The following is a 16326-nucleotide window of genomic DNA, read 5'->3' as shown; positions in this document are numbered from 1 at the left end:
TTCAAATAAGGGCACGAAGTTAGCAAAAATAACGCAGACAGCGTTATTTTTTTCAGGAAAAGTGCAGGTTTATTTGTACATACGGTCAGAGTAGTATCTCTTCGGCAGTTTCTCCTTCGGTAATAAGCCTTACGACCTCTATTTTTCGTGCAGTCACTTTTAATATTTTGAAAGTATATTTTCCAATGATAACAGTTTCATAGGTTTTGGGAAAACGCTGCATGTGATGCAACAGATAACCGGCCACCGTAGAATACTCGTCCGATTCCGGAATATTCAGGTGATACATTTCATTGAGATGATCGATTTCCACACGTCCCGACATTACAAACTCGTTTTCATTTTCCCGTTTTACGAATTTCGATTCCACATCGTATTCATCTTCTATATCTCCGAAGATCTCTTCCACAAGATCCTCCATCGTGACAATCCCGGAAGTGCTACCAAACTCATCCACTACTACAGCAATACTTTTTCGATGTTGCATCAGGTCACTCATTAGCCGGTTGGCCTGCATACTCTCCGGCACGAAAGAGATAGAAGCCAGATTATTTGTCCAATTTTGCGGATTATTAAAGATTTCCCACATATGTATATATCCCACAATATTGTCGAGATTTTCTTTAAAGACCAATATTCTGGATATGCCTGTTTCCATGAACAGTTCTTTTAACTTCTCCATACCGGTATCGAGACTTACCGCTACTATATCGGCGCGGGGGACCATACAGTCTCTCACCTTTTTAGAAGAGAAATCAAGCGCGTTACGAAAGATCTTGATCTCGGAATCGATTTCCACATCTGCCGACATCTCGCTTATACTTTTCCTTTTGATAGAATTAAAATCAACTTTATAAAACACCTCATTCACTTCCGAATCGGACAGATTTACTCCCGATATTCTGAGAATTACTTTGGAAAGGGATACAAATAACCCGGCAAGTGGATAAAGTAAGATGTAGCATAAAAAAGCAGGAAATAGGAACAATTTCACCCAAAAGTCAGGATTCCTTCCAAACAGGATCCGCGGCAGGAACTCATTCGTAATCAAAAGTAGAAGCGACGCAAAGAGAATAATCAGTAATACTTTCACGAAGTCGCTGTACAATGCGTTGATCGAAAGATGATACCCAATCAGGATAGTAAAATGAACAAAAAAGACAAGGAGTGTAATTCTTACCAGCATCAATACAGCCTGAAACCGATGGAAACGGTTGTAAATGATATCCAGCATATGTCTGTAACCTCGTGGAAAACTATTGTCAACAATATACTGGTACTTGCCGGCAGCAATATAAACCATCTCTATTCCTGAAAAGAAGAGAGAGAGAAAGAGGAATGCCATCCACCAAACGATTTCAGCATGAGTCCACATTTATCTGTTGTTTAATTGTTGAAGCGTTTAATTGTTTATTGACTTATCCGGAAGCTCTGGTTTTTGCCTTGGCGCTGTCAGAAGTTCCTCTTCATTCAGACCCAAGGAGTCTGATTGCAGGGAATCCGCAGGAACATTCTCGGTGAAAGGTAATTTAGCATCGTACGGCCGCACAATGTGCCAATTGGTCATTGTAAGGTTCGATTCAAACCCATGCCCTTTCGTTTCCGTAAGTCCACTCTTGATCTCAATATATGCATCGGAAAATACTTTGTCATTCTTCCCATCCCAGTAAAGTTCCTCACTATCAAACTGTTCCCCTTTCCAATTTTCCACATGAACATTTTTTATCAACCGCCAAAGATCCTGCTTATTGTAATACCACGCTGTATCAGCTTCAACAGTAGCTTCAATCTCAAAATTGGGTCCAAATTGTTCAAAATAGATTCCTTCAGGAAAATACCAATATGGTTCTTCTGTATGTTCATAAGCCATCCACACCTCATACATCAGCTTATACCGTGTAATACCTGAATCGGAGATAAGTTGTGATGCTGAAGTCGTAATCATGGTCGGTACTGAATCCGGATTATAGGTCAGCGCCACCAGATTTTCACTCTTGTCCTTACAGGAAAACAGAGACATAGCGAACACTGAAGCAATGATAGCTAAATGCCATAACGATTTCATATAACGATGGTCTCCCAACACTTGTTCAATAATTTAAATTATCAGAATCATCTCAAACGAACGGTAGTTGTTTCTCCGATCCAACCTGGAATAAATATCGATTCTCCGGTTTTAATACCCATCATAAAAGCCGTTTCGGAATCCATAAATGCAGCAGAATAACGATTAATAAGATCATTCGCTTTGCTGATGACAGTGGGATCAATCGATCTTGCTTTTTGCAGTTTATCCACTGCGGCCAGATAAACCAATCCTGCCTTTTCCGGCTCCGGGAAAATATTGTGCGCCGAACTGGCATAGAGCTGGGCTATCAGTATATACGCTTCACCGTTGTGAGGATTATACTCCAATGCATCATAAGCTGCTTGTCGTGCCTTTGCAAAATCGCGCTGGCTGGAAAAAACAGCTGCAAGTTGCATCATATAACCTGATGCCTTATTCTTATCGCTCTCCATATTGGCTGCCTCGCTATAATACCTCACCGCAGTTTCGTAATCCTTTTCTCTCACTCCTTTATTGGCCAACCTGATAGCAATTCCGGCCGAAGGTTCAAGTTTATAAAGATATTGAGCAGCGGTAAAGTAGAGATCGGTATCCGAACAGCCTACCATAGCAAGAACTCCGACCGCTTCGTTCAGGAATTCCTTATTTTCTTTATTGGGTTCGACCCTTTCGGCATAATAATCTGCAAATATCTCACAATCACCTGCGCCACTACTGACAAACCCTTTCACAATACCTTCTTTCACCATACCAAGATAGTCGGCACTGGCTCCGTCACCTGCATTCTTCGCATTAACTATAGCCTTATTCACATATCCCATCACAGTGAAATAATCACTAATATACTGTTTTTTTTTCGAATTATCGCCCAGATAGAGGTACAACGAAGCAATCATAAAATAAGAATAGGCATCGAGTGGTTCCATCTTATCTTTCATCTCTCCGATAGCCTCATTCAACATTCCATATACAACCGACTGATCCACCTGATCGCCCATCAACTCCATATAGTCATAGGCTTTAAAAGCAAGAATTGTACCTTTGCTATCTTCCTTTCCGAAATATGTAAGGCGTGTATCATATATCTCCATTACCTTATCGAGATATTCCTTCTTTTTGACTATATCTGCTTCTGCAGCATATAACGCCTTAAAAATACGGGGACCATAAATATAGATGCTCTTACTTGATGCAGGACAATTCTCATAGACGGCTATCCACGGTTTCAATGCACCGGTAAAATCTCCCGCCTTGGTAGAAGTCTGCATAAGACTTAAATTTAAACGGCAGTTAATACTATCCTCTCCATGTCCATATGGAGCATTGACAGGATCATATCCAGGCTTTTGTGCGAAAACAATAACGACTACCATTATAGTCATTAGTCCCGATAACAACAACTTTTTCATATTCCTTGACGTCCTGAGAATAATTATTCAACTCATTTAACAGACGAAAACATCGTTTCAGCAGGTTGGACAAAGTGATAATAGAAAAGTTTAAACAGCGGCCTATTGTGATTTTATATACGAACCTCTTCCATTCGACTTCGCAGATATCCCTACAGTATCAGTTAAACAATGACTTAAGGAACCACGTCTCATTTAGGTTCATATTTATGGAGATCTTGAACATATCTTGCTTTATCATGTGGCTGGCATTGGGTTGCTGCCGGGTATAACCAAATCCGATATTCAGCATAGACATACGCCCCCACATGTAATCCCAGAAGGGAAGTCCAAGCCCCACATTAATACCGTATTCGTTGAAAGAGCCAACGGTGATCCCGGAAGTGCCACTCCGGTCATTGGGATCATTCACTCCGAAATTGCTATAGGAGTTGGAATAGGAAAGGCCTCCCCTGAACCGCACGCGATGAAAAAAATTCTGACTCGCCGGGTTAATCACATATTCCACACCGGTATTTACCCGAAAAGCATTATTGAAACGATCTCCTGAGGCCAGGTTGTCCAACACGCCGGGATAATTAAGATCCTTCCACATCTGATAGGTACCATCTATTCCTACAACTAACTGTCGAGTATTAAAAGTGAAGCCAGCGCCAAACGTATGGGGTAGTTGAAAGGAGGCATTCTTCAGCGTATCGGTCTTCAGTATCTGCGAAGGCGGTATCCCTGGAATCTGATAGGGATCATTGACATATAGCATCTCGCTGGGGTTTACATCGGCCGTGGCATTCAGTTTCGGCGAATAAACCGCACCAATCGTGATTGAACGCCCCTTTTCGAGGGGATAAGTAAACTGTACACCCAGATCATATTTAAGTTCACGGATCGAATATTCATATTTTGTTTCTCCTACCAATCCTGAGCCAGGTATAACGACACTACTGCGTGAAAAACTGCCAAACATATACGATAGATTGGCGCCTATTGAAATATTCTTGAAAGGCTCCCATGCGATTCCTCCATATATCTGGCTTAATCCGCCTGTTCCCCTGTAAGTCTCACGATAGACAATATTCGAAAGCGAGCGTTCATCACCAAAGTTATACCCCATCTTGGAGTAAGGAAGGAGACCGATGCTCGCACCCACCTTATGCAATAACGGGAACTGCATGGCAACATAATCGAGGTTGCCATTGTAGAAATCGCGGTTGTTTGTCCCGTCATCCATCCGCGCCATATGCCCCGAAATTCCCACATCAAAGATAAAGGTAAGCGTATCGAGTTTCGAATAGGATGCCGGGTTGGTCCAATTCACCTGTTGACTTCTTCTCAGCCCGTAACCGATTCCTCCCATTGCTTCGGAGGCGCCCGGCGTTGGGTTCATTAAAAGCCCATACCCATATCTGCTATAGGGCGAATTTGATCCTACCTGCTGTGCGAAAATAATTGAGGTAATCGTGAGAAAAGCGATCAATAAAGAGAAACGTTTTTTCCTAATATTCATCTGTTTCGGTATAACCAGCTCTTAGCCGCCTTGTTTCATAATTTTTTTTAGAGTGTACAAAGATGACATATTTTTATGATGTCACCAAAAATCGGGACAAACATCGTGTTAAAAAGATCAAAGTTTAATGTTTATAAACGATTCAAATCAATTTGGAAACTACTTTTTTACGCTATTTTTATAACCGTTGTAAGAGACTACATCCTCGAGCGATTTGCGTTTTTTGGATCTCAATGGCTGCACGCTATATCCTATTGCAATATCGAGCCATATTCTTTTCGAGTCGGGGATCGACAAGAGATCACGCATCTTGGGTTCATTGAACCATCCGAGAATACAGGATCCCAGTCCTTCGGAATGAGCTGCCAGTACGATATGTGCAGCAATTATTCCAAGATCCATCTGGGCGTAATTTTTCTGCTTTACCCATCCTCCCACACCCGAAGAGAGATTTACCTTTTCCTCCACCAACACGATATGCACGGGCGCCTGCTTGGTGAAATGGTTCATTCCCAATGCACGGGCAGAAGTTGCATCGGCTACTTTATTCTTCAATTCCGGATCATCCACCACGATGAGATGCCATGGCTGAGCATTACAAGCCGAAGGAGCCAATCGCGCCGCCTCCACGATCCGTTCAATTTTTTCTTTCTCCACCTCTCGTGCAGGATCAAAAGCACGATCGCTCTGGCGGGTGGAAACAAATTCTAAAAAATCCATATCCCTATAAGACATTCAATGCCGCTATCCGGCTGATATATTTACCGATAATGTCAAATTCAAGATTGATGACCGATCCCTTCCGTATCTGATGGAAATTGGTGTGCTCATATGTATAGGGGATGATAGCCACCTTAAAACTGTTATTAGTAGGTTCCACAACTGTAAGGCTTACACCGTTCACGGTGACCGATCCTTTATCGACAGTCATATATCCTTTTTTGGCCATCTCCCGGTCAAAAGTATATTCAAACGTATAGTACCAGCTACCGTCGGCCTCTTTGACATCCACACAAACAGCGGTCTGATCTACATGTCCTTGCACGATATGGCCATCGAGCCGGCCATTGATCTTCATACTGCGCTCCAAATTCACTTTGCTCCCCACCTCCAGCAGACCCAGATTCGAACGGTCAAGGGTTTCCTGAATGGCTGTTACGGTATATGTATCTCCTTCAATAGAGACCACTGTCAAACACACACCGTTATGTGAAACGCTCTGATCGATCGTTAACTCTTCGGTAAAGCTACACCTCAAGGTAATATGCAGATTTCCCTTATCCCTTTTAAGTGCCACCACCGTGGCCGCTTCCTCTATAATTCCTGAAAACATTATATTGATTTATTAATGTAATGATTTGAATAATGATAATTGGATATATAATCCGTTCCATATATTCAACTGAATTTTGCCAATTCACCTTTTATCTCCTGAAGTGTTTTTTCACTTACCGGAACCAACGGTAAACGAAGCTTATTTTGTATCATTCTCTTCAAATAGAGCAGACATTTTACTCCGGCAGGATTTCCTTCCACAAACATAAGATGGAACAATGTTTCAAAATCGGCATTCATCTTACGGCGTGCATCAGCAATATTACCTTGAAGGGCATTCTTCACCAGCCATACCATCTCAACAGGGAAAGCGTTTGCAAAGACGGAGATCACCCCTATCCCACCGAGCGCAATCACATCAGTAGTAATGGCATCATCGCCCGAGATGACATGGAATCCTTCGGGAGACTTGTCTATGATTGTTTTGATCTGAGCGAGATCCCCGGAAGCTTCTTTCACTGCCACGATATTATCACACTCACGGGCCAACCGCAACGTTGTTTCGGCATTCATATTTACACCGGTCCTACCGGGTACGTTATAAAGTATCACAGGTAACGGGGACGCCTGGGACAAAGCACAATAATGTTGATAAAGACCCTCCTGAGTTGGTTTATTATAATAAGGAGTAACGGACAGAAGAGCACTTACTCCTGAGAAGCCGGTATTTTTCAGATCATAGACCAGTTCGGCAGTATTGTTGCTACCCAGCCCCATTACTACCGGAATTTTGCCATTGACCTGCTCTACGATAAAACGTACCACTTCATTCTTCTCCTGCTTTGAAAGCGTAGGTGTTTCTGCCGTTGTACCCAACGCAACAATATAATCTGTACCACTCTCCAGATGGAATTGCACCAACCGCGAAAGCGCATCATAATCTATGGAATAATCTTCTTTGAAGGGAGTGATTAAGGCTACTCCCAGGCCTTTGAGATCAACTTTTGACATAAAACATAAATTATATCAGATTATTTTTTTAAAAAATAATCTATTTTTTCAGCAGTTTATTCACGGAACATTATTTCAAAAACAAAATGATTCCAGACTACAAAGGTATATATTTTTCAGATGATTTAAACTATTGTCATTACAAGGATCTTATCGAACGTTTTCCAAATACGGCTATTACAGAGGGAACTAATCTGTTTAACATTGTTATCATGGAGATATATGTTTATTTATGAATTATTTTGTACTTTTGCAGCCAAAGAGCCGTAGCCTATCCATACTCATTAAAAGAATATATATTTCATTATAATTGAGCGAGATAAATATATTTACAATGTAAACGGCTGAGAAAAAGATCCTATTTATGCATAATTCAGAACTGAGCGAACAGGAGATCATACGCAGGCAAAGCCTGGAAGAGTTAAGAACGCTGGGAGTGGAACCTTACCCTGCCGCCCTCTACAATGTAAATACTTATTCCACAGAGATAAAAGACGAATTCAGCGACGATGCAGAGCGTCGTCCGGTAAGTATTGCCGGGCGTATCATGAGTCGCCGTATCATGGGAAAAGCATCCTTTATCGAATTGATGGATTCAAAAGGCCGCATCCAGGTCTATATTACCCGTGACGATATTTGCCCGGGCGAAGACAAGGAACTATACAACACAATATTTAAGAGATTGACCGATATCGGTGATTTTATAGGAGTGGAAGGATTTGTTTTCCGGACCAAGACCGGTGAGATCTCCGTACATGCGGAAAAACTCATCTTATTGTCAAAATCACTAAAACCGCTACCCATCGTGAAAGTGAAAGACGGCGTGGCATATGACAAATTCTCCGATCCTGAATTGCGTTACCGTCGGCGGTATGTCGACCTGCTGGTGAACGATGAAGTGAAAGATATTTTCGTGAAACGTACCCGCATCTTCGATGCCATGCGTGAGTTCTTTAACAGCCATGGTTATTTGGAGGTAGATACGCCGGTATTGCAAAGTATTCCCGGTGGAGCTGCTGCACGACCATTTGTCACGCACATGAATGCGCTCGATATCGATCTCTACCTCCGTATTGCCAACGAGCTTTACCTGAAACGGCTGATCGTGGGTGGATTTGAAGGGGTTTATGAGTTCTCACGCAACTTCCGGAATGAGGGGATGGACCGTACGCACAATCCGGAATTTACGGCAATGGAGATATATGTTGCCTATAAAGATTACAAATGGATGATGGAGTTCACCGAGCAGATGATGGAGTTCGTCACGATAAAAGTACTCGGGACAACAAAAGTGAAATCCGGTGATACCGAGATCGATTTTAAAGCACCCTACCGGAGGGTGACGATGATCGATGCCATAAGGGAACATACAGGTATCGATATCAGTGGAATGGACGAAAACCAACTGCGTGATGTATGTAAACAACTGGGTGTGGAACAGGATGAAACCATGGGTAAAGGGAAGATGATTGACGAGATCTTCGGTGAAAAGGCCGAAGGGAAATATATCCAACCCACCTTCATCATCGACTATCCCATCGAGATGTCGCCTCTCTGCAAACGGCACCGCGACAACCCCGAACTGACCGAACGGTTTGAATTGATGGTCAACGGGAAAGAGCTGGCGAATGCTTATACGGAGTTGAACGACCCGATCGACCAGCGCGAACGATTCGAAGAGCAACTACGCCTCTCCGAGAAAGGAGACGACGAAGCGATGTTCATTGATCAGGATTTTCTCCGTGCCTTGGAATATGGTATGCCTCCCACATCTGGGATGGGGATCGGGATGGACCGTCTTACCATGCTGCTTACCGAACAGACAGCCATACAGGAAGTACTTCTCTTCCCGATGATGCGACCGGAAAAAACTGTCAAGAAAGATACGGTATCACAATACACCGAAATCGGTATACCGCAGGAGTGGGTCGACCCGCTCCAGCAAGCCGGCTATATACGGGTAAAAAGCCTCAACGAGCTAAATCCCAACAAGCTCCATCAGGAGATATGCGGATTGAATAAAAAACTCAAACTCAATTTGGTCAATCCCACTCCCGATGAGGTGAAAATATGGATAACCAAAGCTTCGGAAATTTAAAGCCTGATTGTAAATAGATATATATGGATTCTATCGGCAAAATCTGTATTCTTGGCGGCGGTACATGGGGAACGGCGCTGGCAAAAATCGTACTGATGAACCAGAAAAGTATGAACTGGTTTATCCGGCGGGACGATCAGATAGAGGGTTTCTATAAGTTAGGACACAATCCCAGCTACCTGACCAATGTAAAATTCAACCTGGCACAGATCACCTTCTACTCCAATCTGGAGAAGGCCATCAAGGAATCAGACACTATTATCATCGCAATCCCTTCACCCTATGTGAAACAGTACTTCCGCCGCATCTGGAACAATACCTTCCGCGGAAAATTCATGGTGTCAGCTTTGAAAGGGATTATCCCGAACGACAACATGGTAATGAGTGAATTTCTTGCCGATAATTTCAAGATACCTTTCGAAAATATAGGCGTTGTTTCAGGTCCTTGTCATGCGGAAGAGGTGGCGCTGGAGCGTCTCTCGTTCCTGACTGTAGCCAGTAAAGATCAGACAAGGGCTAAACTGCTTTCGGAAGCAATCACTTCGAGGGTACTCAAAGCAGGTGTATCGGACGATGTAGTAGGTATTGAACTGGCTGCCGTATTAAAAAATATTTACGCTATCGCAGCAGGAATTTGTCAGGGTTTGCTTTATGGTGATAATTTCCAGGCAGTACTGATGAGCAATTGTGCCAAGGAGATGTCCCGTTTCCTTAACGGAGTTGTTCCTCTTGAACGAAATATCACCGAACAGCACTATCTGGGCGACATGCTGGTGACCGGCTATTCTCAATTCAGTAGAAACAGAACGCTTGGGGCGATGATCGGAAAAGGATATTCTGTGAAGTCGGCACAATTGGAGATGGAAATGATTGCTGAAGGCTATTATGGAGCAAAATGCATCCATGAGCTCAACAGCCGCTTTAATATTGATATACCCATCACCGAAACGGTCTACCAGATTCTTTACGAAAAGCTCTCTCCGCAAAACGGCATCAAGAAACTGATCGATATCTTTTAAAGATGGAAAGGTGATTGGGTGACTAAATGGTTAGGAGCAAAGTGGAGGAGTATAAGTTAGAAACAGGAAACGATCAATCATACAACAATTCAACGATTCAACAATTAAATAAAAATGGATACTATTCAATTACAAATCAAAGATCTCTCCGGGTTCCTTTCGGAAGAGGATATTCTGAAACAATCGGCACAAGCTGCGGCCTGCAATCAGGCGCTTCATGACGGATCCCGCGAAGGTAACGACTTCCTGGGATGGGTAACGCTCCCCTCTTCCATCACCGACCAGGTATTGAGGGAAATCGAAGATGCAGCAACGGTGCTACGCACACATTGTGATGCAGTGATAGTGGTGGGTATTGGCGGGAGCTATCTCGGCGCACGTGCCGTAATCGACGCACTCTCCTCTTCTTTCGATTGGCTACAGGATAAGAATGAACGCAAAAATCCGGTTATCCTGTATGCGGGGAACAACATCGGAGAAGATTATCTGTGTGAGCTGATGGGGTACCTCAACGACAAGCAGTTCGGTATCATCAATATCTCCAAATCAGGTACCACCACCGAACCGGCTATCGCTTTCCGGTTGCTGAAAGACCAACTGGAAGGTAAAGTAGGCAAAGAAGAGGCAAGAAAACGGATTGTAGCCATTACCGACGCATCCAAAGGAGCTCTTCGGACATTGGCTGATACAGAAGGGTACAAAACATTTGTGATCCCTGATAATGTTGGAGGACGCTATTCAGTACTTACTCCGGTAGGATTACTCCCGATTGCCGTAGCAGGAATAGATATCCGAAAACTGGTAGGCGGCGCTGTGGAAATAGAAAAAGGTACTCTCCCCTCCATCTCTTTCGATTACAACCTGCCCGCTATTTACGCTGTAATCCGCAATGAATTGTATAAACGGGGCAAGAAAATCGAGATCCTGGTGAATTATCATCCCAAACTCCATTTCCTGGCCGAATGGTGGAAACAGCTCTACGGTGAGAGTGAAGGAAAAGAGGGAGTAGGCATCTTCCCGGCTGCGGTCGATTTCACTACCGACCTGCACTCCATGGGTCAGTGGATACAGGAGGGTGAACGCACTATTTTCGAAACAGTGATAACAATTGGTGAAGCCAACGAAAAAGTGCTGATCCCTCATGATGACAGAGACCTCGACGGATTGAATTACCTGGAAGGAAAACGGGTGGACGAAGTGAACAAGATGGCGGAACTGGGTACACGCATCGCACACGTGGACGGCGGTGTTCCCAACCTGACGATAGAAATACCTAAATTAAACGAAAAATATATCGGGCAGTTGATCTATTTCTTCGAAAAGGGTTGCGGTATCAGTGGCTATCTGCTTGGCATCAATCCTTTCAACCAACCGGGAGTGGAAGCCTATAAAAAGAATATGTTCGCGCTGCTCGAAAAACCGGGCTACGAAGAAGCGACCAAGGCAATCAAAGCAAGATCATAACGAACTTCTATATATTGAAAAATCGGGTAGGCTTAACGTTTACCCGATTTTTTTATCTCTTTTAATAAACTGACCAGATATTTTCTCTCCAAAAACGTGGTTTTCAAAAGAAAATCATCTATATTTGAAGAATATAAGATGCACCTCATATTAAAAATCACCGACAATGACAACAGCAGAACTGACAGAAATGACTGAACTTCTTGTACAATATCTCCAAAAAAATCATTTTATACAATTCGATCTGAAAGCGGTACTTTTCGACATGGACGGTGTGCTCTATGACTCCATGCCGGCACATGACAAGTCGTGGCAACAGACAATGGATGAAATGGGGTTAAAACACCTTCCCCACGAATTTTATCTTCAGGAAGGCAAGATCGGGCAATCGACTATTGACGCCGTCTTTCAACGGAACCTGCACCGTGATGCAACAGATGAAGAGGTGAAAAAGATATACGCCCGTAAAACAGAACTGTTTCAGCAATATAACACTGGTGAGCTTATTCCCGGTGCCATAGAGATTTTAAAATATGTACAGACAAAGGGACTAAAGCCCGTACTCGTTACCGGATCGGGACAACCCTCACTGTTAAACAGGCTCGAAATACATTTTCCGGGGGTATTCACTTCTGAAACGATGGTCACTGCTTTCGACGTGCAACAAGGTAAACCTCATCCGGAATCTTACCTGAGGGGATTACAGAAAGGAGGCAATTTGAAACCCAATCAGGCAATTGTAATAGAGAATGCACCATTGGGTACAGAGTCGGCCGTCGGAGCAGGCATATTCACTATCGCGGTGAATACGGGCCCCCTCCCCGACTCCGTACTGTCAGAGGCAGGCGCTTCGATCGTTTTCGATTCGATGGGAACATTGCTTGAGACAATGCCCGAAATAGTACGGATCATACAAACAATCAGACTCTAAACCAATCGCTTGCAACTGACGAGAAATCAACTCAAAAATCATAACGGATGAGAACGATTTTAGGCCTATTCATTTTGCTGTTTCTGCCCGGTTGTTCATCTCCTAAGCAACAAAGTCCTGCCGGAGAGATCAACAAGGAGATAGCATCCGGAAATTACACAAGGGCTACAGCATTGATTGACTCCATCATATCGAAAGGAGAGATTGGCGAACTACAAAAACGCACCTTTCTTTTTACCCAAGACTCTTTGCATAGGGTAAAACTGGACTTCAACAGAACAAGGGATGATATAATCTTGTGGATCAAAAAGAACCGGCTCTTTACCCCCTCCGATTCAATGCTGAATAGTTGGGAACAATCCAAAGCGCTCGAATTCAGGATCATTGACGGTGAGAAACGATATTTCCGAAACGCCGCACCCAATCTATTCAGGGTGGATGAATCGGCGAGGGGATTGACCGCAGGATCTCCCCCCGGCACAGATGTACCTCTCGATACATTGTTAATTGATGCTTTCAATAACAAAACCGGTAGTGATATAAAAGGAAAATACCTGCTTCCTGAAAAGAGAATGAAAGCACGCTATACATTGACAGTAAATGCAGATGCGGTTCCGGAAGGAGAAATATTAAAAGTATGGTTACCTTTTCCCAGAAAGGATATAGACAGACAAACAAACGTTGAATTATTGGCGACCTCACAATCCGATTACATCTTATCAGATGACAAAACGGTACACACGAGTCTCTATATGGAACAGAAAACCGTAGCAGGCGAACCGACTGTTTTCTGGATCGATTTCCAATTCAACTCCCGTGGAGAGTGGTTCGATCTGTCGGAGATAGAGGCAGTGCCATACGATAAAAGCAGTTCACTATTCCAGAGATATACGGCGGAACAACGACCACACATCGGGTTTTCACAAAATATCAGGCAACTTACCGACAGTGTAACCCGGGATGCCCAAACACCAGTAGAAATCCTTCAGGCTGTTTATCGTTATATTGCAGCCAATTACCCCTGGGCAAGTGCATTGGAATATTCTACCATCGCCAATATCCCCGAGTATGTCATCGAAAACCGTAAAGGTGATTGCGGACAAGTGGCATTGCTATTGATAACTATGCTGCGATACAAGGGTGTTCCTGCCCGATGGCAGAGTGGATGGATGACACATCCGGGAGAGGTGAACCTGCACGACTGGGCAGAAGTCTATTTTGAAGGGACAGGATGGGTTCCGGTCGACATTTCATTTGGAAGGGGCGGACCAATCCCCATTCCGCCAGGACGCGAGTTCTTCATGAGCGGAATCGACTCCTATCGTTTATATCTCAACACCGACTTTTCAGGGGATTTCTATCCGCCAAAGAGATATCCCCGTAGTGAAACTGTAGACTTTCAGCGGGGCGAAGTCGAATCCGGCCAATGGAATCTTTACTTCGATCAGTGGAGATATAGAATGAATTTAAGCTCTCAATAATGGATTCTATTCATTATCTTTGTGATAACGATCGTATTCTCATTAGATATGATGAATCTCCTACACTAAAATAAAATAATTACATGAATATAAATGATTATGGATTTCTGCGTGTAGCAGCAGCATCTCCAAAACTCAAGGTGGCGGACTGCGATTACAATACCGAAGAAATAAAACGGGTCATAGAACAGGCACTACAGAACAACGTACAGATACTCTGCTTCCCTGAACTGTGCCTGACGGCTTATAGCTGCGGTGATCTTTTTTTCCAGAAAGCGTTGCAACAGAAAGCGTTGGAATCGTTATGCAAATTGGTTCGATTTTTAGAAGAGAGGCCATCTATTATCACAATCGTAGGTCTCCCATTACGTATCAAGAACAGTCTTTATAATGTAGCTGCCGTATTGTCGGGAGAGGGGATTCTGGGCCTAGTTCCCAAAATTTACATTCCAAATAATAACGAATATTACGAGAAAAGATGGTTTGCCTCGGGAGACGACCTTACCGATTTAACGGTAAATATAGAAGGAGACAAATTCGATCTCACAGTAGATATCGAAAGCAGTAAGGTACCGATCTCATCGAAAGGGATGATTTTCCATACCACTTTCGGTTGTTTTGGCATAGAAATTTGTGAAGATCTCTGGATGCCTGTCCCACCCTCATCCGAGCTGGCGATACAAGGAGCAGATCTGATCTTTAACCTCTCAGCAAGCAATGAACTGGTGGGCAAGAACCGTTATCGCAGATCCCTCGTACAGCAACAATCAGGGCGTTGCAATGCGGCATATATCTATGCTTCAGCCGGCTGGAATGAATCAACTACCGATATGGTTTTTTCCGGGGCCTGCTTCATCGCTGAAAACGGATCGATATTAGTGGAGTCTGAACGGTTCTCTGCAGAAAGCGAACTCATTATTGCGGATATCGATATCGAAGCATTGCGCTACGACCGGTTAAAGAACTGCAACTATCTGTCCGCAACATCACACAACACAATGAAAATCAACTGTTATATCGATTTCGTGACTCCCGACAAGATGTTTCGCAGATTCAACCCTCATCCTTTTATCCCTACACAGGAAGAGAAAGATGAAAGCCTGTCCGAAGTTTTCGATATTCAAACACACGGGCTGGCAAAACGATTGTTACATACCGGTACAGAGAAAGTTACTATTGGAGTTTCGGGAGGATTGGACTCTACACTGGCTCTCTTAGTAACCGTCAAAACATTCGATCTATTAGGCCTACCACGTCAAAATATTTACGGCATCACCATGCCCGGCTTCGGAACAACCGGAAGGACATACGATAATGCCATCGCACTGATGAAATCGCTAGGAGTCACCGTGAAAGAAATATCCATTGTAAACGCTGTCATGCAACATTTCAAGGATATCGAACACGATCCCGACAATCGAGATGTAACCTATGAGAACAGTCAGGCACGTGAACGGACCCAGATACTGATGGATTATGCCAACAAGATCGGCGGCCTGGTGGTAGGTACAGGAAATATGTCGGAATTGGCATTGGGGTGGGCAACTTACAACGGTGATCATATGTCGATGTACGGTGTAAATACAAGTGTGCCCAAAACCCTCGTAGCAACCCTTGTAACATGGATCGCCGATACCCTGACAAAAGAAGAGGCCTCCCGTAATATCCTACATGACATCCTGGATACTCCCTTCAGTCCAGAGCTGCTACCTGCCGGCGAAGACGGTAAGATCGCACAGAAAACGGAGCAGTTTGTGGGACCCTATGAGCTGCACGACTTCTTCCTGCATCGTATGCTGCGGTATGGCGACGCACCCTCACGCATACGCTTTTTGGCTGAACAGGCATTTGCCGGGGAATACTCTCCCGAGGAACTGGTAAAATGGTTAAAACTTTTCTATAGACGATTTTTTGCCCAACAGTTCAAACGCTCCTGCATACCGGACGGTCCTAAAGTAGGATCCGTAAACCTATCTCCTCGCAGTGACTGGCGTATGCCAAGCGACGCATCGGTGCACATATGGCTGACGGAACTGGAAGAGTGGAATGAAGTAAAATTATAACAA

General features: G+C 43.7%; 13 protein-coding genes. 6 read left to right on the top strand and 7 right to left on the bottom strand.

All coding sequences use genetic code 11. From position 1 onward, the window contains the following. Positions 1-85 precede the first annotated feature (85 nt). The 7 genes from VB073_RS01655 to dapA form a co-directional block, all read right to left on the bottom strand. A complete protein-coding gene (locus tag VB073_RS01655) occupies positions 86-1375 on the bottom strand; it encodes a hemolysin family protein (protein WP_323402402.1) in 1290 nt (429 codons plus the stop codon). A 27-nt stretch (positions 1376-1402) separates the two neighbouring features. Then, positions 1403-2065 (bottom strand): LPS export ABC transporter periplasmic protein LptC, encoded by a 663-nt coding sequence (gene lptC / locus VB073_RS01650; protein ID WP_323402401.1) that lies wholly within the window; start codon positions 2063-2065, stop codon positions 1403-1405. A 47-nt stretch (positions 2066-2112) separates the two neighbouring features. Then, a complete protein-coding gene (locus VB073_RS01645) occupies positions 2113-3477 on the bottom strand; it encodes a hypothetical protein (protein WP_323402400.1) in 1365 nt (454 codons plus the stop codon). 160 nt (positions 3478-3637) lie between these two features. Next, positions 3638-4981 (bottom strand): hypothetical protein, encoded by a 1344-nt coding sequence (locus VB073_RS01640; RefSeq protein WP_323402399.1) that lies wholly within the window; start codon positions 4979-4981, stop codon positions 3638-3640. A 159-nt stretch (positions 4982-5140) separates the two neighbouring features. Beyond that, entirely contained in the window at positions 5141-5701 is a 561-nt protein-coding gene (locus VB073_RS01635) for a nitroreductase family protein (RefSeq protein ID WP_323402398.1), read from the bottom strand. A 4-nt stretch (positions 5702-5705) separates the two neighbouring features. Further along, a complete protein-coding gene (locus tag VB073_RS01630; protein WP_323402397.1) occupies positions 5706-6314 on the bottom strand; it encodes a riboflavin synthase in 609 nt (202 codons plus the stop codon). Positions 6315-6379: 65 nt separating this feature from the next. Beyond that, a complete protein-coding gene (dapA, locus tag VB073_RS01625) occupies positions 6380-7267 on the bottom strand; it encodes a 4-hydroxy-tetrahydrodipicolinate synthase (RefSeq protein ID WP_323402396.1) in 888 nt (295 codons plus the stop codon). Between the two features lie 364 nt (positions 7268-7631). Between dapA and lysS the strand changes: the two genes are divergently transcribed. From lysS to VB073_RS01595, 6 genes are all read left to right on the top strand, one after another. Further along, positions 7632-9365: a lysine--tRNA ligase gene (gene lysS / locus VB073_RS01620; protein WP_323402395.1), complete on the top strand. Its 1734-nt coding sequence runs from the start codon at positions 7632-7634 to the stop codon at positions 9363-9365. 23 nt (positions 9366-9388) lie between these two features. Then, entirely contained in the window at positions 9389-10384 is a 996-nt protein-coding gene (locus VB073_RS01615) for an NAD(P)H-dependent glycerol-3-phosphate dehydrogenase (RefSeq protein ID WP_323402394.1), read from the top strand. A 114-nt stretch (positions 10385-10498) separates the two neighbouring features. After that, positions 10499-11848, top strand: coding sequence for a glucose-6-phosphate isomerase (locus VB073_RS01610; protein WP_323402393.1), 1350 nt, complete (start codon positions 10499-10501; stop codon positions 11846-11848). Between the two features lie 166 nt (positions 11849-12014). Further along, complete coding sequence (locus tag VB073_RS01605) at positions 12015-12779, top strand: HAD family hydrolase (RefSeq protein WP_323402392.1); 765 nt, start codon at positions 12015-12017, stop codon at positions 12777-12779. A gap of 47 nt (positions 12780-12826) precedes the next feature. Further along, a complete protein-coding gene (locus VB073_RS01600) occupies positions 12827-14260 on the top strand; it encodes a transglutaminase domain-containing protein (protein ID WP_323402391.1) in 1434 nt (477 codons plus the stop codon). 83 nt (positions 14261-14343) lie between these two features. After that, a complete protein-coding gene (locus VB073_RS01595; RefSeq protein WP_323402390.1) occupies positions 14344-16323 on the top strand; it encodes an NAD(+) synthase in 1980 nt (659 codons plus the stop codon). Positions 16324-16326: the final 3 nt, after the last annotated feature.

The organism is Proteiniphilum sp., from assembly GCF_034927365.1.
Classification (GTDB): domain Bacteria; phylum Bacteroidota; class Bacteroidia; order Bacteroidales; family Dysgonomonadaceae; genus Proteiniphilum.
Note: the sequence above shows the minus strand (reverse complement) of the source record. Positions and strands in the feature narration are given on the sequence as shown.